The organism is Pseudomonas sp. PSB11 (assembly GCF_014596605.1).
Lineage (GTDB): Bacteria > Pseudomonadota > Gammaproteobacteria > Pseudomonadales > Pseudomonadaceae > Aquipseudomonas > Aquipseudomonas umsongensis.
In genome coordinates, this window is the sequence record NZ_NOIO01000001.1 from 604,372 (window position 1) to 627,622 (window position 23,251).

General features: G+C 58.6%; 21 protein-coding genes and 1 pseudogene. 12 read left to right on the forward strand and 10 right to left on the reverse strand.

Going from position 1 to position 23,251, the window contains the following annotated elements; translation table 11 throughout:
* Window positions 1-126: 126 nt before the first annotated feature.
* Window positions 127-972, forward strand: a complete 846-nt coding sequence (locus CGA21_RS02840) for an RHS repeat-associated core domain-containing protein (RefSeq protein WP_158539254.1) — start codon at window positions 127-129, stop codon at window positions 970-972.
* Between the two features lie 377 nt (window positions 973-1,349).
* Here the strand turns inward: CGA21_RS02840 and CGA21_RS02845 are convergent, their stop codons facing one another.
* Together CGA21_RS02845 and gbcA are read right to left on the reverse strand one after the other, a co-directional pair.
* Window positions 1,350-1,862, reverse strand: coding sequence for a hypothetical protein (locus tag CGA21_RS02845; protein WP_188263477.1), 513 nt, complete (start codon window positions 1,860-1,862; stop codon window positions 1,350-1,352).
* A 28-nt stretch (window positions 1,863-1,890) separates the two neighbouring features.
* Complete coding sequence (gene gbcA, locus CGA21_RS02850) at window positions 1,891-3,186, reverse strand: glycine-betaine demethylase subunit GbcA (protein WP_110750432.1); 1,296 nt, start codon at window positions 3,184-3,186, stop codon at window positions 1,891-1,893.
* 295 nt (window positions 3,187-3,481) lie between these two features.
* On the opposite strand from gbcA, the gene gbcB reads away from it, so the two are divergent.
* Window positions 3,482-4,582: a glycine-betaine demethylase subunit GbcB gene (gene gbcB, locus CGA21_RS02855; RefSeq protein WP_188263478.1), complete on the forward strand. Its 1,101-nt coding sequence runs from the start codon at window positions 3,482-3,484 to the stop codon at window positions 4,580-4,582.
* 77 nt (window positions 4,583-4,659) lie between these two features.
* Here gbcB and CGA21_RS02860 read toward each other — a convergent pair whose 3' ends face one another.
* Window positions 4,660-4,845: a hypothetical protein gene (locus CGA21_RS02860; RefSeq protein ID WP_188263479.1), complete on the reverse strand. Its 186-nt coding sequence runs from the start codon at window positions 4,843-4,845 to the stop codon at window positions 4,660-4,662.
* 190 nt (window positions 4,846-5,035) lie between these two features.
* The gene (locus CGA21_RS02865) at window positions 5,036-6,076 is read right to left on the reverse strand and encodes a low specificity L-threonine aldolase (RefSeq protein WP_188263480.1); all 1,041 of its coding nucleotides are present in this window, start codon (window positions 6,074-6,076) and stop codon (window positions 5,036-5,038) included.
* A gap of 131 nt (window positions 6,077-6,207) precedes the next feature.
* On the opposite strand from CGA21_RS02865, the gene CGA21_RS02870 reads away from it, so the two are divergent.
* The 9 genes from CGA21_RS02870 (at window position 6,208) to CGA21_RS02910 (ending at window position 17,155) form a co-directional block, all read left to right on the forward strand.
* A complete protein-coding gene (locus CGA21_RS02870) occupies window positions 6,208-6,936 on the forward strand; it encodes a TraX family protein (RefSeq protein WP_110750438.1) in 729 nt (242 codons plus the stop codon).
* A 283-nt stretch (window positions 6,937-7,219) separates the two neighbouring features.
* The gene (glyA, locus tag CGA21_RS02875) at window positions 7,220-8,473 is read left to right on the forward strand and encodes a serine hydroxymethyltransferase (protein ID WP_110750440.1); all 1,254 of its coding nucleotides are present in this window, start codon (window positions 7,220-7,222) and stop codon (window positions 8,471-8,473) included.
* A gap of 23 nt (window positions 8,474-8,496) precedes the next feature.
* Window positions 8,497-9,747, forward strand: coding sequence for a sarcosine oxidase subunit beta (locus tag CGA21_RS02880; protein ID WP_007980419.1), 1,251 nt, complete (start codon window positions 8,497-8,499; stop codon window positions 9,745-9,747).
* A 14-nt stretch (window positions 9,748-9,761) separates the two neighbouring features.
* A complete protein-coding gene (locus CGA21_RS02885) occupies window positions 9,762-10,091 on the forward strand; it encodes a sarcosine oxidase subunit delta (protein WP_008057118.1) in 330 nt (109 codons plus the stop codon).
* Entirely contained in the window at window positions 10,088-13,105 is a 3,018-nt protein-coding gene (locus CGA21_RS02890; protein ID WP_110750442.1) for a sarcosine oxidase subunit alpha, read from the forward strand. Before CGA21_RS02885 ends, CGA21_RS02890 begins: the two co-directional genes overlap by 4 nt.
* A gap of 170 nt (window positions 13,106-13,275) precedes the next feature.
* Window positions 13,276-13,908 carry a sarcosine oxidase subunit gamma gene (locus tag CGA21_RS02895; protein WP_020796059.1) on the forward strand — a complete coding sequence of 211 codons (633 nt, stop codon included), beginning with the start codon at window positions 13,276-13,278 and terminating at the stop codon, window positions 13,906-13,908.
* A gap of 170 nt (window positions 13,909-14,078) precedes the next feature.
* Window positions 14,079-14,936, forward strand: a complete 858-nt coding sequence (gene purU / locus CGA21_RS02900; RefSeq protein ID WP_110750444.1) for a formyltetrahydrofolate deformylase — start codon at window positions 14,079-14,081, stop codon at window positions 14,934-14,936.
* 174 nt (window positions 14,937-15,110) lie between these two features.
* Window positions 15,111-16,310, forward strand: coding sequence for a formaldehyde dehydrogenase, glutathione-independent (gene fdhA / locus CGA21_RS02905; protein WP_020796056.1), 1,200 nt, complete (start codon window positions 15,111-15,113; stop codon window positions 16,308-16,310).
* 263 nt (window positions 16,311-16,573) lie between these two features.
* Window positions 16,574-17,155 carry a DUF2780 domain-containing protein gene (locus CGA21_RS02910; protein WP_188263481.1) on the forward strand — a complete coding sequence of 194 codons (582 nt, stop codon included), beginning with the start codon at window positions 16,574-16,576 and terminating at the stop codon, window positions 17,153-17,155.
* Window position 17,156: 1 nt separating this feature from the next.
* Here the strand turns inward: CGA21_RS02910 and CGA21_RS02915 are convergent, their stop codons facing one another.
* The gene (locus tag CGA21_RS02915) at window positions 17,157-18,044 is read right to left on the reverse strand and encodes an acyltransferase (RefSeq protein ID WP_188263482.1); all 888 of its coding nucleotides are present in this window, start codon (window positions 18,042-18,044) and stop codon (window positions 17,157-17,159) included.
* A gap of 273 nt (window positions 18,045-18,317) precedes the next feature.
* Here CGA21_RS02915 and CGA21_RS02920 point away from each other — a divergent pair, with 273 nt between their 5' ends.
* On the forward strand, window positions 18,318-18,824 hold the full coding sequence (locus CGA21_RS02920) for an ATP-dependent zinc protease (RefSeq protein WP_110750450.1): 507 nt from the start codon (window positions 18,318-18,320) through the stop codon (window positions 18,822-18,824).
* 58 nt (window positions 18,825-18,882) lie between these two features.
* On the opposite strand, the gene CGA21_RS02925 is transcribed toward CGA21_RS02920, so the two are convergent.
* The 5 genes and pseudogenes from CGA21_RS02925 to CGA21_RS02940 form a co-directional block, all read right to left on the reverse strand.
* Window positions 18,883-19,719 carry an RHS repeat-associated core domain-containing protein gene (locus CGA21_RS02925; protein WP_188263483.1) on the reverse strand — a complete coding sequence of 279 codons (837 nt, stop codon included), beginning with the start codon at window positions 19,717-19,719 and terminating at the stop codon, window positions 18,883-18,885.
* 164 nt (window positions 19,720-19,883) lie between these two features.
* Window positions 19,884-20,402 carry a hypothetical protein gene (locus CGA21_RS29795; RefSeq protein ID WP_223193979.1) on the reverse strand — a complete coding sequence of 173 codons (519 nt, stop codon included), beginning with the start codon at window positions 20,400-20,402 and terminating at the stop codon, window positions 19,884-19,886.
* A gap of 102 nt (window positions 20,403-20,504) precedes the next feature.
* Window positions 20,505-20,780 (reverse strand): annotated as a pseudogene (locus tag CGA21_RS29800) (RHS repeat-associated core domain-containing protein); the annotation flags it as partial.
* A gap of 104 nt (window positions 20,781-20,884) precedes the next feature.
* Window positions 20,885-21,514, reverse strand: coding sequence for a glutathione S-transferase (locus tag CGA21_RS02935; protein ID WP_110750513.1), 630 nt, complete (start codon window positions 21,512-21,514; stop codon window positions 20,885-20,887).
* Between the two features lie 175 nt (window positions 21,515-21,689).
* On the reverse strand, window positions 21,690-22,985 hold the full coding sequence (locus CGA21_RS02940) for an MFS transporter (protein WP_110750456.1): 1,296 nt from the start codon (window positions 22,983-22,985) through the stop codon (window positions 21,690-21,692).
* Window positions 22,986-23,251 lie beyond the last annotated feature (266 nt).

The window sequence follows — 23,251 nt, forward strand, 5'->3', positions numbered from 1 at the left end:
CGGGCAGTTTGGTAGGGTATTTAATAGTTAATACCCACTTTCTCCGCAGGGTTGGGCTGTGGTTCCGACTTCGAATCAGGCATGTCGCTGCGGGTTAATAACGCCTTTCTGAGGACGCAGCGGAAAATGCACATTTCACGCCAGCCCCAGCCCTTAGCTCGCTCCCCAGCAGCCAATCCGCGGTCTTCCCAAACGTTTTTGCTGGCGACTGACCTGCAACAAAGCGTACTCGCCGAGTTGGACCGCAGCAGTCCGAACCACTTCTTGTATTCCCCGTATGGCCTGCAAAGTGGCGAGAGTCTTGCCAGAGGGCGCTTGGGTTTCAACGGGCAACTCAAAGAAAACCCTACCTGTTGGTATCACTTGGGCAATGGGTATCGGGTCTATAACCCAGTGGTGATGCGGTTTCACAGTCCTGATAGGTTAAGCCCGTTTGATAAGGGAGGGTTGAACGCCTATGTCTATTGCATGGGGGACCCGGTCAACTACACGGATCCGACGGGTCAATATCTATCGGCTATTTTTCAGGTTGTTCAGCGAGGCCTGCTTATAGCGCTGCATACCGTCATCCCGGCGGGCATGGTGTTCGGGCCCAAAGTTTCCGGTGTCGCGTTGCATGCCACGCGATTCAGCCTGCTTGGTTCTGTCGGCACTGCTGCCGGGGCGGCCATCAGTGTGGCTGGAAACCCAGTCGGAACGTACATCTCCGCCGCAGGTACCACAGCTCTGTTAGCCGGCGCTGTGACGCGTGGCGCTGTTGCGGTGAAGACGGCCTATCAGAATAACGTACTGTGGAAAACCGTCAGGGATAACGTCAAAAACATTGTGGGCTGGTCTGATTCGGCGAAGGTCGTTAAACCGCCTGCTCAGCCGAATGTGGTCCTGAATGTGGACCTCCCGATTACGATCAATATTCCTACACCGGAAATGCCCGCCCCGCCAGCGGTTGACGCTCGGAAGATCAGAGAATAATCGAGCTTCGTTGAGCTACATTTCATTGAGCGCTGTTAGGGTAGACACGGCTCTACGGAGTTTTCTGAGGTCCCGCCATTCCACCTTCGTTTTTGCTGGGCTGGCGTGCGGTCAATCCGCATCAATAAGGATTGACCTGTTTACCCACAATCCCTGTTAGCGCTTCTGTGGATAACATGTTCGCCCCTTGCTCCGCCCCATAAAAACCGTGGCCTTGAAGTCTTAGATCAAAAAATAACCAGGATAAGTAGCGATTTTCCAACGATTTTTTATCAGGTGCAGGTCCATACTTGCCCCCAATCTCTGTTGGCGCTTCTGTGGATAAGATGTTCGCTTACTGCTGAGGGCCTTATAAATAGCGGCTTTCAGGATTCTGGTTAAAAATTGATCAAAGAGAGGTTTTTAACGGTTATCCCCTGCGCAAACCCGCGAAAATCGTGGCTTTCAGCGCTTTTCCACAGAGGCGCAAGAGTTGCCCCCAAAGTCTGTTGGCGCTTCTGTGGATAAGGTGTTCGCGATCCGCTGCAGGCCACGTGTATCGTGCGTTTCAGAAGTTTGATTAATAATTGATCAGCTGCCATGGAAAACCCGTGTTCTGGATAAGTCACGGATTTTCTTTGGCTTTTGTGGAAAAAATTTTCAACAATTCCACAGTTGTCCCCATTTGCTGTGGGTGGAGTTGTGGATAACTTGTTTGCGGAAGGCTGGGAGGCACGCGCGGTATAGCTCTGAACGAAATAGATCATATTTCGTACAGTGCTAAATAGGTGGTTTGGATATGAGTTCGTGAGCGAACCCGCCCTTGTAGGAGCGAGCATGCTCGCGATGAACGTCAACGATAACGTTGGCAACCTGACACCCAGCGGCGTTCTCAGGTTCATCGCGAGCATGCTCGCTCCTACAGGGGGGGCGTGGGCGTTAGCCCTGGACAGGGACGCCTTTGAGGTACGACGCAGGTTCGGCGCCCAAGTTGCTCAGCAGGCGCTCACTGTACCAATCCACGAAGTTCACCACGCCGAACTCGTAAGTCTTGGAGTACGGGCCTGGCTGGTATGCCGTGGAGTTGATGCCGCGCTGGTTCTCTTCGGCCAGGCGACGGTCCTGGTCGTTGGTGGCGTCCCAGACCTGGCGCATGCGGTCCACGTCGTAATCCACACCTTCAACGGCGTCCTTGTGCACGATCCACTTGGTGGTGACCATGGTTTCCTGCGCGCTGATCGGCCACACGGTGAACACGATGATGTGGTCGCCCATGCAGTGGTTCCACGAGTGTGGCAGGTGCAGGATGCGCATCGAGCCCAGGTCCGGGTTCTTGATGCGGCCCATGAGTTTGGCGCAGCCTTGTTTGCCGTCCAGGGTCATCGACACCGTGCCCTTGAGCAACGGCATGCGCACGATACGGTTACGCAGGCCGAAGCTGGCGTGGGCGTAAGGGATCTTCTCGGCTTCCCAGGCAGCGGCGGAGGCGGCCACGTGGTCCTTGAACGCCTGGTCGGCGCGTGGGTCGGTGACGTCGTCCCATTCCAGCAGGGTTTTCAGCAGCTCCGGGTGCGAGGCATTGCAGTGGTAGCACTCGCGGTTGTTCTCTAGCACAAGCTTCCAGTTAGCCTTTTCCATCAAGGTGGTGGTAATCGCCACCTTGGTGTTTTCCATGTCGTACGGTTCCATGTAATGGCTGAGCGTCGACAGGAAGTCATCAATGGCTGGCGGATTCTCCGACAGGCTGATGAAGATGTAACCACCGGCGGTCTTCACGTTCACCGGCTTCAGGCCGTACTGCTTCATGTCGAAATCGGCGCCCATTTCGGTGCCGGCGAACAGCAGGCGACCGTCGAGTTCGTAGGTCCACTGGTGGTAATGGCAGACCAGTTTGGCGACCTTGCCTTTTTCGCTGGTGCACAGGCGCGAACCACGGTGGCGGCAGACGTTATGGAAGGCATGCACCACGCCCTCCGCACCGCGAATCACGATAATCGGGTTTTTGCCCACTTGCAGGGTCAGGTAGTTGCCCTTGGCTGGGATTTCGCAGGTCATACCGGCGATCAACCACTCTTTCTGGAAGATTTCCTGCATGTCGATATCAAACAGGCGCTCGTCAGAGTAGAAAGGCTGCGGCAGCGAGAACGTGCGCTCGCGCTCTTGCAGCATCTGCGCGGTGGCCTTGCGTGCGGGTTCCAGCGGATCGCCCAGGCTCAGGGTAGTAGTGACGTCCATCGTTTAATCCTCAAAGGCCATCTGCGTGGCCGGCGAAAGTGGCTGATCAGGTGTACTGCTAAGGGTGCTACGCAAGGTGTAGAGATTGTGTCTTGGTATGGGGCGAGTGTGGGGCCGGCGCTGGCCAGAACCTTATCCATGGGCGACATGGTGCAATCTGTTCCCGACGCGCAAGCCCCGGTCGTTGGGGGCTGGTCGCGATAAGCATGTGAATGTCGCAGATAGGTAAATGGCTATTTCGCGCTATACGCAGAATCGCCAACATGAAGGCCGACAGTCGGCCGTGGAGATCAGCATGTCCAACAGCTTCCTGAACCCGGTAACCACCCAGACCTGGGCCAATGGTCGGCACATCGTCCGTTGTGTCAAAGTCATCCAGGAAACCTGGGATGTGCGCACCTTCTGCTTCATGGCCGACCAGCCGATCATGTTCTTCTTCAAGCCGGGGCAGTTCGTCACCCTGGAGCTGGAAATCGAAGGCCAGCAGATCATGCGTTCGTACACCATTTCCAGCTCGCCGTCGGTGCCGTACAGCTTTTCGGTGACCATCAAGCGAGTGCCGGGCGGCAAGGTTTCCAACTGGCTGCACGATACCTTGCACGAAGGCCAGGAGCTGGCGGTACACGGGCCGGTCGGCCTGTTCAACGCCATGGATTTCACTGCGCCAAAGGTGCTTTACCTCAGCGGCGGCGTTGGTATCACGCCGGTCATGTCCATGGCGCGCTGGTTCTACGACACCAACGGCAATGTCGACATGGTGTTTATCCACAGCGCCCGTTCGCCCAAGGACATCATTTACCACCGCGAGCTGGAGCACATGGCGTCGCGGATCGACAACTTCAGCCTGCACCTGATCTGCGAGAAGCACGGTATGGGTGAGCCTTGGGCCGGCTATCGCGGTTACCTCAACCACAGAATGCTTGAATTGATGGCGCCGGACTTCCTGGAGCGGGAAGTGTTTTGCTGCGGTCCGACACCGTATATGAATGCGGTCAAGCGTCTGCTGGAAGCCGCCGGATTCGACATGAAGCGTTATCACGAGGAATCCTTCGGCGCGACGCCGCCAGAGGCGCGTGCCGACGCTGTGGAACACGCTGAACAAGCGGCCGAAGCACCGGAAGTCGATGCGGCCGATCTGCATCAAGTGGAGTTCATCACTTCGGGCAAAAGCATTCGCGTGGCGCCTGGCGAGACCGTGCATGCGGCGGCGGCCAAGGTCGGTTTGCTGATTCCCAAAGCCTGCGGCATGGGCATCTGCGGCACATGCAAGGTGCTGAAGCTGGGAGGTGAAGTGGAGATGGAGCACAACGGCGGGATCACCGAGGAAGACGAAGCCGAAGGGTACATTCTGTCGTGCTGTAGCGTGCCGAAGGGGGATGTGCGGATTGAGTTTTGATCGCGCCGCCAATATTGGCGTGTAAGGCATGAAATTCCGCACACGGGTTAAGAGCCTGTGTGCGGAAGTCGCGCGGGTTACTTGTCGGCAGGAATGTCTTCCCATTCAATTTCAATTCCGAACTGTGTCCCACCCGGAAGGATATCAAAGGTCTTTTTGACGATGCGGTGCGTCTTGTCTTTCTCTTTGAAGTGATCCCCCACCTGAACGAGCTCATAGAATTTTTGAATGTCGGATATTTCGTTGGAATGTTTGGTTTCCATTTTTTTGCAATCTCCTGTTGGATTACTCTCCAGCCTTGACATCGGCAGGAGATGGGCCCGAAAGACTGCAAGGATCTCTTTTCAGGTCGAAAGAACGTAACCTTGAAAAGTCAGGTGGCGGTACTGTCAGAAATATCAGGCCTGACGAGCGGTCAGGCGCGCATTCCAACGCGCCCGGCCTCGCCAGTTATCAGTGCGACATCACTTCGCGAATATCCGCCGCCAATTCCCGTACGCGTTCTTCTTCGGTATCCCACGAGCACATGAAGCGTGCGCCGCCGTTGCCGATGAAGGTGTAGAACCGCCAGCCCTTGGCGGTCAGCGCGGCGATGGCCGGTTCCGACAGTTGCAGGAACACGCCGTTGGCCTGCACCGGGAACATCAGTTCCACTCCGGGAATGTCGCTCACCAGTTCAGCCAGCAATTGCGCGCAGCTGTTGGCGTGGCGCGCGTATTTGAGCCAGGCATCGTTTTCCAGGATGCCGACCCAGGGTGCCGAGAGGAAGCGCATTTTCGACGCCAGTTGCCCAGCCTGTTTGCAGCGGTAATCGAAGTCTTCAGCCAGCTTATGGTTGAAGAACAGAATCGCTTCTCCCACCGCCATGCCGTTTTTAGTACCGCCGAAACACAGCACATCAACACCGGCCTTCCAGGTCAGATCCGCTGGCGTACACCCGAGAAACGCGCAGGCGTTGGAGAACCGTGCGCCGTCCATGTGCAGGTTCAAGCCCAGCTCCTTGCAGGTGGCACTGATGGCACGGATTTCGTTCGGGGTGTAGACGCTGCCGACCTCGGTGGCCTGGGTCAGGGTCACGACGCGGGGTTTGGGGTAGTGAATGTCTTGGCGCTTGAGGGCGACTTCACGGATCGATTCCGGCGTCAGTTTGCCGTTTTCGGTGCGGGCGATCAGCAACTTGGAGCCGTTGGAGAAGAATTCCGGGGCGCCACATTCGTCGGTTTCGACGTGGGCTGTTTCCGAGCAGATCACGCTGTGGTAACTCTGGCACAACGACGACAAGGCCAGCGAGTTGGCGGCGGTGCCGTTGAAGGCGAAGAACACTTCGCAGTCGGTTTCGAACAATTTGCGGAAACCGTCGGACGCGCGGGCGGTCCATTCGTCGTCGCCGTAAGCGCGCTGGTGGCCATGGTTGGCCTGCTCCATGGCAGCCCAGGCTTCAGGGCAAATGCCAGAGTAGTTGTCGCTGGCGAATTGTTGGCTCTTATCGGTCATGGCCTGCTTCCGTGGTCGGGGCGCTTATGGTGAAGCGCCTCGTGGTCGATGATGGTGCGCACTGTACCGAAGATCGTTCGGGAGGCGCACGGGATGTCACTGTCAGAACATTACAAGGATGTCGGGCAATTATGCACACGGCTACACACTTAAAGCAGCGCGACCGTGCACTGGATTTACTCAAGTGGCTGGCGCTTTTGAGCATGGTGCTCGATCACCTGCGATATATCGGTTACTCCGCCGATTGGCTGTATGTGCCGGGGCGCTTGGCGTTCCCGTGGTTTTGCCTGGCGATGGCGATCAATCTGGCGCGCAAGCCGGCGGTGGAGACCAGCGGACAGTGGCGCTATCTGGGTTGGTTACTGATGTTTAGCGCAGTGAGTGAAATTCCCTACCGAATGTTCATTCCCGGCCCCGACACGTTGAATGTGATGCCCACGCTGGCACTCGGTCTGCTGGTGGTGCGCGGCTGGCAGGACCGGACCCTGCAGGCGCGTCTGGTGGCGGCCGGCGCCGTCGTGCTGGCGGCACTGTTTGCGCCCCAACTGATGTTCGGATTCTTCGGCGTGATGTTGCCGCTGGCGCTGCTGCTGGTGATCCGCCGTCCCTGGTATTTCGCGCTGTTGCCGGGAGTGGTGTGCCTGGCGGCCAACCAATGGCAGGTGCTTTATTACTCCGTTCGACAGGGTAATGAGGTGGCGATGGCGGCCATTGCCACTTGCCTGATTGCGCCATGGCTGGGGCTGTTCCTGTTGCGACACGCCAGTGACGTAAAACCACCGCCGATGCGGCGCTGGGCGTATGCGTTGTATCCCGTGCATTTCCTGGTGTTGCTAATTGTCCGTCAGATCGCCGCATAACCCTGTGGGAGCGAGCTTGCTCGCGAAGAGGGCGTGTCAGGCGACATCCATGTTGCTGGCCCACCGCTTTCGCGAGCAAGCCCGCTCCCACAGGGGGGCGTATCGGTCTTGCGACTGTGTTCGGCATGTCCATTTCCCGCCATGTCGTAAACGCACCTTTGCGTGGCGCGCGTAGGCATTTGACGACTCGAAGCCGGTCATACCATCGCTATCAAAGGGCACTGCCGAAAAGCCAGTGCCTCACCGAGACGAATGGCGCAGTGCCGCCGCTGGGAGAGACGCGATGTTCAGCAAGCAAGACCAGATCCAGGGTTACGACGATGCACTGCTGGCGGCGATGAATGCCGAGGAGCAACGCCAGGAAGATCACATCGAGCTGATCGCGTCAGAGAACTACACCAGCAAACGCGTGATGGAAGCGCAAGGCAGCGGCCTGACCAACAAATACGCCGAAGGCTATCCGGGCAAGCGCTACTACGGTGGCTGCGAGCACGTGGACAAGGTTGAAGCCCTGGCCATCGAACGCGCCAAGCAGCTGTTCGGTGCCGACTACGCCAACGTGCAGCCGCACTCCGGTTCCTCGGCCAACAGCGCCGTGTACCTGGCCCTGCTGAACGCCGGCGACACCATTCTCGGCATGAGCCTGGCCCACGGTGGTCACCTCACCCACGGTGCGAAAGTGTCGTCCTCGGGCAAGCTGTACAACGCCGTGCAGTACGGCATCGACACCAAGACCGGCCTGATCGACTACGACGAAGTCGAGCGCCTGGCCGTCGAGTGCAAGCCGAAGATGATCGTCGCCGGCTTCTCGGCCTACTCCAAGACCCTCGACTTCCCACGTTTCCGTCAGATCGCTGACAAAGTCGGTGCGCTGCTGTTCGTCGACATGGCCCACGTTGCCGGCCTGGTCGCCGCAGGCCTCTACCCGAACCCGCTGCCTTATGCCGACGTGGTCACCACCACCACCCACAAGACCCTGCGCGGTCCACGTGGCGGGTTGATCCTGGCCAAGTCCAACGAAGAAATCGAGAAGAAGCTCAACGCTGCAGTGTTCCCCGGTGCCCAGGGTGGCCCGCTGATGCACGTGATCGCCGGTAAGGCGGTGTGCTTCAAGGAAGCGCTGGAACCAGGCTTCAAGGCCTACCAGCAACAAGTGATCGACAACGCCCAGGCCATGGCCGGCGTGTTTATCAAACGCGGCTACGATGTAGTGTCCGGCGGCACCGACAACCACCTGTTCCTGGTCAGCCTGATCCGTCAGGGCCTCACCGGCAAAGAGGCGGATGCAGCCCTCGGTCGCGCCCACATCACCGTGAACAAGAACGCTGTCCCGAACGATCCACAGTCGCCGTTCGTGACCTCCGGCCTGCGTATCGGCACCCCGGCGGTGACCACTCGCGGCTTCAAGGTGACCCAGTGCGTGACGCTGGCCGGCTGGATCTGCGACATCCTCGACAACCTCGGCGATGCCGACGTCGAGGCCAATGTTGCGCAGCAAGTGTCGGCTCTGTGCGCGGACTTCCCGGTTTATCGCTGAGTGCGGTTTTGGAGTAAATGACTATGCAACGCTACTCGGGCTTCGGCCTCTTCAAACACTCTCTCAGCCACCATGAAAACTGGCAGCGCATGTGGCGCACGCCGACCCCGAAAAAGGTCTACGACGTGGTCATCGTCGGCGGTGGCGGTCATGGCCTGGCAACGGCCTACTACCTGGCCAAGGAACACGGCATCACTAACGTGGCCGTGGTCGAGAAAGGCTGGCTGGGCGGCGGTAACACCGCGCGCAACACCACCATCGTTCGCTCCAACTACCTGTGGGACGAGTCGGCGCACCTGTACGAACACGCAATGAAACTGTGGGAAGGCCTGTCCCAGGACCTGAACTACAACGTGATGTTCTCCCAGCGCGGCGTCTACAACCTGTGCCACACCCTGCAGGACATCCGTGATTCCGAGCGTCGGGTCAGCGCCAACCGCCTCAACGGCGTGGACGGCGAGCTGCTCGATGCCAAGCAAGTGGCCGATGAGATCCCGTACCTCGACTGCTCGAAAAACACCCGCTACCCGGTGATGGGCGCAACCGTCCAGCGTCGCGGCGGCGTGGCCCGTCACGATGCCGTGGCCTGGGGCTTTGCCCGTGCCGCCGACGCACTGGGCGTGGACCTGATCCAGCAGACCGAAGTGATTGGCTTTCGCAAGGAAAACGGCGTGTGCATCGGCGTGGAAACCAACAAGGGCTTCATCGGTGCCAAGCGCGTCGGCGTAGTGACCGCCGGTAACTCCGGGCACATGGCCAAGCTGGCCGGTTTCCGTCTGCCGATCGAATCCCACCCGCTGCAAGCACTGGTGTCCGAGCCGATCAAGCCGATTATCGACAGCGTGATCATGTCCAACGCCGTACACGGCTACATCAGCCAGTCCGACAAAGGCGACCTGGTGATCGGCGCCGGTATCGATGGTTACAACGGCTATGGCCAGCGTGGTTCGTACCCGGTGATCGAGCACACCATCCAGGCCATCGTCGAGATGTTCCCGGTCTTGTCCCGCGTACGCATGAACCGTCAGTGGGGCGGCATCGTCGACACCACGCCGGATGCGTGCCCGATCATTTCGAAAACCCCGGTCCCGAACATGTTCTTCAACTGCGGTTGGGGTACCGGTGGCTTCAAGGCAACACCTGGCTCGGGCAACGTGTTTGCCGCAAGCCTGGCCAAGGGTGAAATGCACCCGTTGGCCGCACCTTTCTCCATCGACCGTTTCCACAACGGTGCGTTGATCGATGAACACGGCGCTGCTGCGGTTGCCCACTAACAGGAGAAATCCCCATGTTGCATATCTTCTGTCCTCACTGCGGCGAACTGCGCTCCGAAGAGGAATTCCACGCATCCGGCCAGGCGCACATCCCGCGCCCACTGGACCCCAACAGCTGCACCGACGAGGAGTGGGGCGACTACATGTTCTTCCGCGATAACCCTCGCGGTTTGCACCACGAGCTGTGGGATCACGTTGCCGGTTGCCGCCAGTACTTCAACGTCACCCGCGACACCGTGACCTACGAGATTCTCGAAACCTACAAGATCGGCACCAAGCCACAATTCACTGACAAGACCGATAGCCCGAAAGCGGCCACCACGGCTCTGGGAGAGAAGGTATGAGCCAGATCAATCGCCTGTCCAGCGGCGGACGGATCGACCGCAACAAAGTCCTGACATTCACCTTCAACGGTCAGAGCTACAAAGGCTTTGAAGGCGACTCCCTGGCCGCAGCACTGCTGGCTAACGGCGTCGACATCATCGGTCGCAGCTTCAAGTATTCCCGTCCGCGCGGCATCTTCGCCGCCGGTGCCGAAGAGCCGAACGCGGTGCTGCAGATCGGTGCCACCGAAGCCACGCAAATCCCGAACGTGCGCGCCACGCAACAAGCGCTGTACCAGGGCCTGGTCGCCACCAGCACCAACGGCTGGCCAAGCGTGAACAACGACATGATGGGGATTCTCGGCAAGGTCGGCGGCAAGCTGATGCCACCGGGTTTCTACTACAAAACCTTCATGTACCCGCAATCGTTCTGGATGACCTACGAGAAGTACATCCGCAAGGCAGCCGGTCTTGGTCGCTCGCCGACCGAGAACGATCCGGACACCTACGACTACATGAACCAGCACTGCGACGTGCTGATCGTCGGCGCCGGCCCTGCAGGCCTGGCCGCTGCCCTGGCGGCTGCGCGTAGCGGTGCCCGGGTGATCCTGGCGGACGAACAGGAAGAGTTCGGCGGCAGCCTGCTCGACTCCCGCGAAAGCCTCGACGGCAAGCCTGCGACCGAGTGGGTCGCCAGCGTCATCGCCGAGCTGAAGAACACCCCGGACGTGCTGCTGTTGCCGCGCGCCACGGTCAACGGCTACCACGACCACAACTTCCTGACCATTCACGAACGCCTCACCGATCACCTCGGCGACCGCGCGCCGATTGGCCAGGTACGTCAGCGCATCCACCGTGTTCGCGCCAAGCGTGTCGTGCTGGCGACCGGCGCTCACGAGCGTCCATTGGTCTACGGCAACAACGACGTGCCGGGCAACATGCTGGCCGGTGCCGTCTCGACTTATGTGCGCCGCTACGGTGTAGCACCGGGCAAGAAGCTGGTGCTGTCGACCAATAACGACCACGCCTATCGCGTGGCCCTGGACTGGCTCGATGCCGGCCTGCAAGTGGTGGCCGTCGCCGACGCCCGCAGCAACCCGCGCGGTGCGCTGGTGGAAGAAGCACGCGCCAAGGGCATCCGCATCCTCACCGGCAGCGCCGTGATCGAGGCCCGTGGCACCAAGCACGTGACCGCAGCCCGCGTGGCCGCGATCGATGTCAAAGGCCACAAAGTCACCAGCCCTGGTGAATGGCTCGACTGCGACATCGTCGCCAGTTCCGGCGGTTACAGCCCGGTGGTTCACCTGGCCTCGCACCTGGGCGGCAAGCCGATCTGGCGCGAAGATATCCTTGGTTTCGTACCGGGCGAAGCACCGCAGAAACGTGTATGCGTCGGTGGCATCAACGGCGTCTACGGCCTCGGCGATTCCCTGGCTGACGGTTTTGAAGGCGGTGTTCGCGCTGCCAGCGAAGCCGGTTTCGGTGCGGTCGAAGCGACCTTGCCAAAAGCCCTGACCCGTCTGGAAGAGCCGACCCTGGCACTGTTCCAGGTGCCGCACGAAAAGAACACCGCACGGGCGCCGAAGCAATTCGTCGACCTGCAGAACGACGTCACCGCCGCCGCCATCGAACTGGCGACCCGCGAGGGCTTCGAGTCGGTCGAGCACGTCAAGCGCTATACCGCGCTGGGCTTCGGCACCGATCAGGGCAAGCTCGGCAACGTCAACGGCCTGGCCATTGCTGCCCGTTCGCTGAACGTGACCATCCCGCAGATGGGCACCACCATGTTCCGTCCAAACTACACGCCGGTGACCTTCGGCGCGGTAGCGGGTCGTCACTGTGGGCACATCTTCGAGCCAGTGCGCTACACCGCACTGCATCAGTGGCACCTGAAAAATGGCGCCGAGTTCGAAGATGTTGGCCAGTGGAAACGTCCATGGTACTTCCCGAAATCCGGTGAAGACATGCACGCGGCAGTCAAGCGCGAATGCAAAGCCGTGCGCGACAGCGTCGGCCTGCTGGACGCTTCGACCCTGGGCAAGATCGACATCCAGGGCCCGGATTCACGCGAGTTCCTCAACCGCATCTACACCAACGCCTGGACCAAGCTCGACGTGGGCAAGGCCCGCTACGGCCTGATGTGCAAAGAAGACGGCATGGTCTTCGACGACGGCGTAACCGCCTGCCTCGCCGACAACCATTTCGTGATGACCACCACCACTGGCGGCGCTGCACGCGTGCTGCAATGGCTGGAGATCTACCACCAGACCGAATGGCCGGACCTGAAGGTGTACTTCACTTCCGTGACCGATCACTGGGCAACCATGACCCTGTCCGGGCCGAACAGCCGCAAGCTGCTCAGCGAAGTCACCGACGCCGACCTGAGCAACGAAGCCTTCCCGTTCATGACCTGGAAAGAAGCCCTGGTCGGTGGCGTGCCGGCGCGGATTTTCCGGATTTCGTTTACCGGTGAGCTGTCGTACGAAGTCAACGTGCAAGCCGACTACGCCATGGGCGTGCTGGAAAAAATCGTCGACGCGGGCAAGAAGTACAACCTGACGCCGTACGGCACCGAAACCATGCACGTACTGCGGGCCGAGAAGGGCTTCATCATCGTCGGCCAGGACACTGACAGTTCGATGACCCCCGACGACTTGAACATGGGCTGGTGTGTCGGTCGCAACAAACCGTTCTCGTGGATCGGCTGGCGCGGGATGAACCGTGAAGACTGCGTGCGTGATCAGCGCAAGCAGTTGGTCGGCCTCAAGCCGATCGATCCGAACAAGTGGCTGCCGGAAGGTGCGCAACTGGTGTTCAACACCAAGCAAGCCATCCCGATGACCATGGTCGGTCACGTGACCTCCAGCTACTTGCACAACTCCCTGGGCTATTCGTTTGCCATGGGCGTGGTCAAGGGCGGCCTGAACCGCATGGGCGAACGTGTGTTCGCGCCACTGGCGGATGGCAGCGTGATCGAGGCGGAAATCGTTTCCTCGGTGTTCTTCGATCCGAAAGGCGAACGCCAGAACGTGTAAGCGGCTTCGGGGCCTGTGGGCGGGCAATTGCTGCGAGTCGTCTGATCGATTCGCGAGCAAGCCCGCTCCCACAGGGGAACGCGGTCAAATGTGGGAGCGGGCTTGCTCGCGAAGGCGACGGTAATGCCACCACAAGGGCCGGAACCAACAGAATTCAAGACAGGTGCTTTATGACCGCAGCCAATGTTTACCAACAACGCCCAACCAATGGGGCCAAGGCCGAGTCGTCGCTGCATCACGCCGACCTCGCCAGCCTGGTGGGCAAGGGTCGCAAGAACGCCGGCGTGACCGTGCGTGAGAAAAAACTCCTCGGTCACCTGACCATCCGTGGTGATGGCCACGACGCCGCATTTGCCGCGGGTGTGCACAAGGCCCTGGGCATCGAATTGCCGGGCGCGCTGACCGTTATCGTCAAAGGCGAGACCAGCCTGCAATGGATGGGGCCGGATGAGTGGCTGCTGATCGTGCCGACCGGCGAAGAATTCGCCGCCGAGCAAAAACTGCGCAAAGCGCTGGGCGACCTGCACATCCAGATCGTCAACGTCAGCGGTGGCCAGCAGATTCTCGAACTGAGCGGCCCGAACGTGCGCCAGGTATTGATGAAGTCCACCAGCTACGACGTGCACCCCAACAACTTCCCGGTGGGCAAGGCTGTCGGCACGGTGTTCGCCAAATCGCAACTGGTGATCCGTCACACCGCTGAAGACACCTGGGAGCTGCTGATTCGTCGCAGTTTCTCGGACTACTGGTGGTTGTGGTTGCAGGATGCGTCTGCCGAATACGGCCTTAGCGTTCAGGCTTGATTAGAGCCAGTCATGGAGGCGATCAACTGTGGGAGCGAGCCTGCTCGCGATGAACTTGAGGGCAACGCGTTGATTCAGTCAATACGCGTTATCGTTAACGTTCATCGCGAGCAGGCTCGCTCCCACAAGATGCAGCTTTCGTTTATCGATGCCTCAGGAGTCACCGCACTATGAGCCGCGCCCCAGACACATGGATTTTGACCGCCGACTGCCCCAGCGTGCTCGGCACGGTGGACGCGGTGACCCGCTTTTTGTTCGAGCAGGGCTGCTATGTCACCGAACACCACTCCTTCGATGATCGCCTCTCGGGGCGTTTCTTCATTCGTGTGGAATTCCGTCAGCCGGAGGGTTTCGACGAACAGTCGTTTCGCGCAGGCCTGGCCGAACGCGGTGAATCCTTCGGCATGGTCTTCGAACTGACGCCGCCGCATTACCGGCCGAAAGTGGTGATCATGGTCTCCAAGGCCGATCACTGCCTCAACGATTTGCTCTACCGCCAACGCATCGGCCAATTATCGATGGACGTGGTCGCCGTGGTCTCCAACCACCCGGACCTCAAGCCGCTGGCCGACTGGCACCAGATCCCGTACTACCATTTCCCGCTGGACCCGAACGACAAACCGTCCCAGGAGCGTCAGGTCTTGCAGGTGATCGAGGAGTCCGGTGCCGAGTTGGTGATTCTTGCCCGCTACATGCAGGTGCTGTCGCCGGAGCTGTGCCGCAAACTCGACGGCAGGGCGATCAACATCCACCACTCCCTGCTGCCGGGTTTCAAGGGTGCCAAACCCTATCACCAGGCCTACAACAAAGGCGTGAAGCTGGTCGGTGCCACGGCGCACTACATCAACAACGACCTGGACGAAGGGCCGATCATCGCCCAGGGCGTCGAGGTGGTGGATCACAGTCATTACCCGGAAGACCTGATCGCCAAGGGGCGCGATATCGAAGGGCTGACATTGGCCCGGGCGGTGGGTTATCACATTGAGAGAAGAGTGTTCTTGAACGCCAATCGTACGGTCGTTCTTTAGATCGCCTTCGCTGGCAAGCCAGCTCCTACAGTTGACCGCGATCTCCTGTAGGAGCTGGCTTGCCAGCGAAGAGGCCATAACAGGCAACACAAGAAACAGCATCTGTACCCGAGCACTTAACGCGCTGCCTGATTGGGCAGTGCGGTTCCATAAAAACAACAGCGAGGTGAAAGCATGTCTGGCAATCGTGGTGTGGTGTATCTCGGCGCTGGCAAGGTCGAAGTACAGAAAATCGACTATCCGAAAATGCAGGACCCGCGCGGCAGGAAAATCAACCACGCCGTCATCCTGCGCGTGGTTTCCACCAATATCTGTGGTTCCGACCAGCACATGGTGCGCGGCCGTACCACTGCGCAAACCGGCCTGGTCCTGGGTCACGAGATCACCGGTGAAGTAATCGAGAAGGGCAGCGACGTCGAGAACCTGCAGATCGGCGACCTGGTGTCCGTGCCGTTCAACGTGGCTTGCGGGCGCTGCCGTTCCTGCAAGGAAATGCACACCGGCGTGTGCCTGAGCGTTAACCCGGCACGTCCCGGTGGTGCTTATGGTTACGTCGACATGGGTGACTGGACCGGTGGCCAGGCTGAATACGCGATGGTGCCTTACGCCGACTTCAACCTGCTGAAACTGCCGGATCGCGATCGCGCGATGGAAAAAATCCGCGACCTGACCTGCCTCTCCGACATCCTGCCGACCGGCTACCACGGCGCAGTGACCGCCGGTGTTGGCCCAGGCAGCACCGTATACATTGCCGGTGCCGGCCCGGTCGGCCTGGCAGCCGCCGCTTCCGCTCGCCTGCTGGGCGCGGCCGTGGTGATCGTCGGTGACGTCAATACCGTGCGCCTGGCCCACGCCAAGGCCCAGGGTTTCGAAATCGCCGACCTGTCCCTGGACACCCCGCTGCACGAGCAAATCGCCGCACTGTTGGGCGAGCCAGAAGTGGATTGCGCCATCGACGCCGTAGGTTTCGAAGCCCGCGGCCACGGCCATGACGGCGTGAAGCACGAAGCTCCGGCCACCGTGCTCAACTCGCTGATGGGCGTAGTACGCGTAGCTGGCAAGATCGGCATCCCAGGTCTTTACGTCACCGAAGACCCGGGCGCCGTGGACGCCGCCGCGAAAATGGGCAGCCTGAGCATCCGCTTCGGTCTGGGCTGGGCCAAATCCCACAGTTTCCACACCGGTCAGACCCCGGTGATGAAGTACAACCGCCAGTTGATGCAGGCGATCATGTGGGATCGCATCAACATTGCCGAAGTGGTGGGTGTGCAGGTGATCAGCCTGGATCAGGCGCCTGAAGGGTATGGCGAGTTTGATGCGGGCGTGCCGAAGAAGTTTGTGATTGATCCGCATAAGTTGTTCAGTGCGGCGTAAACGCTGTATAGGTAAAAAAGGGCGATCTTGGATCGCCCTTTTTTTGTAAGTTGCATTTGCTCAATGCGCGTTTTTTAGAGCTGCGTGTGCACATCACTTTTTCGTTTGAAAATCTGATATTGCCGCAGGCTTCAGGGCTCCTTTGTGACGAACGGATGAGAAATGGATGCAGGCCTGAGGAACATGCCCGCGGCTGCCCGGTCAAACCGGCAGCTTTGCGCCCGAAAGCTGGGTGTTTTTTCTCGACGCAAGAGGATGTCTGAATGAAGATTTCACGCGGTTTTGTCCTGGCATCGCTTATGACCCTGGTGGTCAGCCCGGCTTTTGCACAATTCAGCCTGAGCGATGCAGCCAGTGTCATTTCCGGCATGAAGGGCAACGAGGCCACGGAGGCGGCGCCGACCTCTGAGACAGCAGACCTGCTGGGCGCGCTGACCCAATTGAACATCACGCCAGAGCAAGCCGTCGGCGGCGCCGGGGCGATGCTTGGGTTGGCGAAGAATCAGCTGAGTTCGACCGATTATTCGGAGCTGGCCAAAAGCGTGCCGGGCATCGACATTCTCTCGGGTGGGGGAGAGCTGGGGGCGCTCGCCGGTTTGCTCGGTTCGAGCGGCAAGGCCGCAGGGCTGGATAACGCCCTGGGCAACGTCAAGGACACCAATGACCTGAACAACGCCTTCAGCGCCCTGGGCATGGACACCGGCATGATCGGGATGTTTACCCCGGTGATCCTGCAGTACCTAGGTCAACAAGGCGTCGGCGGTTCCCTGCTAAGTAGCTTGGGCAGCATCTGGGGCACAGGCACAGGCACAGGCACAGGCTTCGGCACCAGCACCGGTAGCTGACTCAGCGACTCTCGGCGCGCAAATCGTCGATACGCCGGTCCTTCTCGATCCAGAGCTGGTTGACCCAGTTCTGGATTTTTTCGCGAAACAGCGGATCGTTTTCGTAATCGCCCTGGCACAGCTCCGGGTCGAGTTCGCGGGTCTTGATGTCGACGATGACCCTCGGCACCTTACCGCTGATCAAGTCCCAGAACCCCGGGATCGCCTGCTGCGGATACACCACAGTCACGTCCAGCACCGCATCCAGTTGTTCACCCATCGCCGCCAGCACAAACGCCACGCCACCGGCCTTGGGCTTGAGCAAGTGAGTGAACGGCGACTGCTGCTGAACGCTTTTGGCGGTGGTAAAGCGGGTGCCTTCCAGATAATTGACCACCGTCACCGGTTGGCGCTTGAACAACTCGCAAGCTTGCCGGGTAATCTGCAGATCCTTGCCAGCCAGTTCCGGGTGTTTCGCCAGGAACGCCTTGCTGTAGCGCTTCATGAACGGGTAATCCAGCGCCCACCACGCCAGGCCGAGGAACGGCACCCAGATCAGTTCTTTCTTGAGAAAGAATTTGAAGAAGGGTGTGCGTCGGTTCAGCGTCTGGATCAGCGCCGGGATATCGACCCAGGACTGATGATTGCTGATCACCAGATACGAAGTGTCACGGCGCAGATCGTCGCCGCCGCGAATATCCCATCGCGTGGGGATGCACAGGCGAAAGATCAGCTTGTCGATTTCCGACCAGGTCTCGGCAATCCACATCACCACCCAGGACGCGTAATCGCGCAAACGGCCGGGCAGGACCAGCTTGAGCAGGGCAAACACCATCAAGGGGCCGATCAGGACCAGGGTGTTGAGCAACAGCAGCAATGTAACGAAACAGCCGGTGAGCAGGCGGCGCATAAAGAACTCTTGGAAGCGTTTGGGCGCGCCATGATAAGCAGCTTCGGGCGGCAGGCCAAATCGCCGGTGACGAATGTTTCACCTTTGACGCGCTAACCTCCTGACACCGATCGTTCCCGCGCTCTGCGTGGGAATGCAGCCCGGGACGCTCTGCGTCCCAAATCAGGGGCCGAACGCGAAGCGTACGTTGAGGCAATCCTTTGCGGCGCGTGGGAACGATCTATTCAACAACGGTCTAAAATTGCGCTGCCCACCCTCAAGGACTCCCAGTACGTGAAATCCCTTCTTGCACTGCTTTCACTCATCGCCCTACCGGTCATGGCTGCCGAGCCGACCCTGTACGGTCGCTACGAATACATCGCGCTACCGGAAATCGGCGGCGAAGTCCTCAAGGCCAAGATGGACACCGGCGCCCTGACCGCGTCGCTGTCGGCCAAGGACATCGAAACCTTCACCCGCGACGGCGAAGACTGGGTGCGCTTCCGCCTCGCCACGAAGGATGCGAGCAATAAGGTTTACGAACACAAGGTCGCGCGCATCAGCAAGATCAAGACCCGTTCCGAAGAGGACGAGGATGACAGCGAAGTGATCGCGCCCACCAAGCGACCGGTGGTCGATCTGGAATTGTGCCTGGGCAATGTGAAACGCACGGTCGAGGTCAATTTGACAGATCGCAGTAGCTTCAATTACCCATTGTTGATCGGCGCCAAGGCGTTGCGCGAGTTTGGCGCGGCGGTGAATCCGGCTCGCAGGTTTACGGCGGACAAGCCGGACTGTTGATTGACAATGTTCATTTATTCTCTTGAGTCTTTTAAGGCGATCTTATAGTTGATGGTATTTATGTGAGTTGTCTTATGGATGAGTTTGCGATTGCTGGTCGTTGCCTTCTTTGAATTTTCTGGAGGTGTTCTATATGGTTTTTTTGTGTTTGGAAGTACATTGCTTGTGAATGGAGTTCCACGACTGCACGATCTTTATGCGAGGTGGGATTTATGACGGTTGGAAATTGAATGAAATGATCCCGAAAGTTTTTAACTGCTGTCGCCTTTTCCTGGGAGTCTGGCATTTGATCAAGTAATTGTTTTGTTTTGTCTTTTAATATATCGTTGTTTTCCTTGATAATGTTGGTGTATTTATTGATTTTTTCAACGCTTTTGCCGTTCAGATCCAGCCTGGAGGCTTTGTCGCCGAGTTGATAGCCTAGCGTTTGTTTTTTGTAGAGCATCCCCTGTTGCATATTCGCAATTCTGGCAGCGGTGTCTATTGTTTTTTTACTGATAGTAGGAACTTTTGCTAAAGATTTTGACGGTCGGACGAAGGGTAAAAGTGCCCAAAATGAATGCCCTGTTGGATCTACTCTATTAATGGGATCTCCAGAACAATAAGCATACGCATTGATCCCTCCCTCCCCAAACGGACTCCAACTATCCGGACTGTTAAATCGCATCAACACCGGATTGAACTGCCGATACCCTTTCCCCAGATGATAATGCCCGGTGAATCGGTCCGGAAGTTCGCCATTGAACCCAAGTAGGCTGAGAAAACCGTTATCCCATGGACGGTGGCCATAGGGTGAGTAGGCGAGGGGATGGGCTTGATTCGTTGCGTGGGCGTTCAGCACCGACCGCTGTTGATCGGTTGCCAACAGTATCGTTTTACGTGAAGGATTAGTCATTGATTGAGCTCCGAGCAATGTCCAAAAGCTGTTCCTTGAGCATCGATCCTTTTTCAGCCATTGCCTACTTGCAGAACAGATAGGCCATGGTGCAACAATCAATAGCCCAATGCTGCCGAATCAAAGTACATCTGTCCCCTTGTTTCTACTTATTCTAAGACGCTTCAGCGGCGAATCTCCCTTACGCCGCCAGCAACTTTTTTGAACATCACGTTTTCACGAGTGCTTGTACTTTCCTGATTTAGAGACATCTGAAATTTTTTCTGCAAAGCTGAAAACTCAGGTGAGGATTGGTCGAATCTACCGGAGACGGTCTCCATAAGTCGACGCTCCAAAGCAGCCGGCTCTCCAATATTCTTACCTTTTGTGCTCGAACGCAGTTTGTGAAAATCAGACAGTGTCAGATTAGGAAGAGTGCTTTCGGGGCGTCGTGCGGCTGCCTTGATTTTGATATTGTCATAGCCTTTGGAGCTCTTAAAAGGTTTTATATAGATGTTATAATCAATGCCCCCTAACCGCTGATAAGCCTGGCCGGGCTTATAGGTTCCTACAAGATTTGAACCGCTGCCGATTAGGGTGCCAGCGTTCGATACCTCAGATACTTGACTTGCTATTGAGGCACCCGCGCGACTGGCCACTGTCTGCGATATGTTTTGTGCACCTTTAGCCGCGGACTGTTTCATAAGCCCGAGTCCCCTCAGGGCGGATTTGATAAAGACAGGTGTGTGTCCTGTGGAGTCGCTGCCAGTTATCGGATTCCCGAAGCAGTACCCATACGCATTCAACCCCCCCTCCTCAAACGGGCTCCAACTATCCGGGCAATGAAACCGCATCAACACCGGATTGAACTGCCGATACCCATTGCCCAAATGATAATGTCCAGTCTCCGGATCTGGCGGTTGGCCATTGAAGCCGGGCAGGCTGAGCAAACAGCTTACGAGTGGGCGATGGCCGTAGGGGGTGTAGGAGAGGGGATGGGCTCGCCCCGAGTCGCGTGCATTCAACACCGATTGCTGTTGATCGGTTGCCAGCAGAATCGTAATGCGTGACTGTGTGGGCATGGCTCGAACTCCGCTCAAGGTCCATATGGCTGGACCTTAAGCATCGGCGCTTTATCCATTCTTGACCACTATTAGAACTACTAGGGTGGTTATCTGGATAGGGATCACACTTTAGGCATCGTCGCCAACATCGAAGGCCTTTGACTCACCTCGAAATACCACGCCGCCAACTGCGGATTCGCTTCGCGCCAGTCCAGATCCGGATGGCGCAAATCCAGATACCCCAACGCACAGGCCACACCGATCGCGGCGATGTCGAAATGGCTGGCCAGCTCGGCCATCGCGTCTTTTTCCAGCAACGCCAGGGCACGGCGGATTTTGTCGCGCTGGCCGTCGAGCCATTGGTCCCAGTGTTTTTCCGGGGCGCGCAGGGCGATTTCGTAGCGCACCAGTACCGCGGCGTCCATGATGCCGTCGGCCAGGGAGGCGAGTGTCAGGCGCCGCCAGCGGGCCGAGCCTTCGCGGGGGATCAGCGGGTTGCCGACGTGCTGGTGATCCAGATAGTCGAGGATCACCCGGCTGTCGTGGATGATGCTGCCATCGGCCAGGCGCAGGGCGGGGATCTTGCTCAAGGGGTTGTCGTCGATCAGGGTCTGGTCCGGATCAACCGGTGTGAGCACGCAATTCTGTAGGGCAACGCGGTCCTGTTGACCTGTTTCGTGCAAGAGCACCATGACTTTGCGGACGAAGGGGGAGAGGGGGTTGTGGTACAGGGTCATGCTCGGGGTAGACATGGCAGTGACTCGGTTGATGGTGGCGGTGTCACGCAGCATAACGTGTGGCGGCGAGAGCTCAAGATCACATTCAATGGTGGGAGCGAGCCTGCTCGCGAAGAGGCCGTGTCAGTTGACATCAATGCTGTCTGACACACCGCTTTCGCGAGCAGGCTCGCTCCCACCCGGGGGGTGGTTAGCCCGCCGGTTGCAATGTGCCCTCCGGGCCCGCAACAGCCTGCTGAGGCTTAAGCTCGCGGGCAACGGTCCAGACGATGAACGCGGCGACGATGTCGAAGATCGCCAGGGTCACGAACAGTGGGCTGTAGCCGATCTTGGTCACCATCACGCCGAATACCAGGGTGAAAGCGGCCGCGCCGAGGTAGCCGAACATGCCACCCATGCCGGTAGCCGTGGCCACTTCGTTTTTGCCGAACGAGTCAGAGGTGATCGCATACAGCGCCCCCGACAATGTCTGGTGCGCGAAGCCGCCGATGCATAGCAGCGCAATCGCCGTGTACGGGCTGGCGACCAGGCCGATGCACGCCGGGCCGATCATGCACGAGGCACCGAACAGCAGGACCATTTTGCGCGAGGTGAACAGCGAAACTTTGCAGTGCTTATGGAAGAACGGGCTCAGATAACCGCCGAGCACGCAGCCAAGGTCGGCGGCGAGGAACGGCAGCCAGGCGAACATTGCGATCTCCTTGATGTTCATGTGCCGCTCGGTCATCAGGTACAGCGGAATCCACGCGTTGAAGGTCTGCCAGGCTGGTTCGGAGAGAATCCGTGCACTGGCGATGGCGTAGAAATTACGGCTGCCGATGATTTTCTTCCAGCTGCCTTTTTGAGTGGCCGGTTCCTTGAAATGCTCTTCCTGGCCGCTGAGGATGTAATTGCGCTCTTCATCGCCCAAGCGCTTTTGATCCCGAGGATGTTTGTAGAGGATTACCCACAGGAAGCTCCAGAGCACTCCAAGGCCGCCGACGATCAGGAAGGCCAGTTCCCAGCCACTGTGCAGGATTGCCCAGACCACCAAGGGTGGCGCCAGCAGTGCGCCAATCGACGAACCGATATTGAACCAACCGATCGCCACCGAACGTTCCTTGGCCGGAAACCATTCGGTAGTGGCTTTTACGGCCGCCGGCAAGCCCGCTGCTTCCGTGAGCCCGAGTAGGCCTCGAACGAATGCCAGGCCCTGCCAGCCACTCGCCAGCGCAGCCAGTGCGCAGGCAATCGACCAGGCGAAAGCGAAAATGGCAAAGCCCATTTTGGTGCCAATGGCATCGATGATGTAGCCGGCCACCGGTTGCATCAGCGCATAGCAAACCTGCCACGCGACGACGATGTGCGAGTACTGTTCGGTGGAGATGTTCATTTCGCTCATCAGGGTCGGCGCGGCCACTGAGAGGGTATTGCGAGCCAGGTAGTTGACTATGAGGCCGGCCGTTACCAAACCGACCATCCACCAGCGGATGCCTTTGACTTTCATCTCTTCACCATCATTTTATTTTTGGAGTTATGGGCGCTGCCATTGTTGTAGGTTGTCGTACAACATGCGCATTTATAGGAGTGCAAGGATGAATGTGTCAACAAATATGTCAGGGATTTTGCAGGGTGAGTCGACGGGCGGGACAGAGTGTCATCGTATAACCTGTAGGGGCGAGTGCGCTCGCGATGGTCGTCAACGATGACGAGGGCAGCCTGAATGAACGCGGCGTTCTCAGGTTTTTCGCGAGCATGCTCGCTCCTACAGGG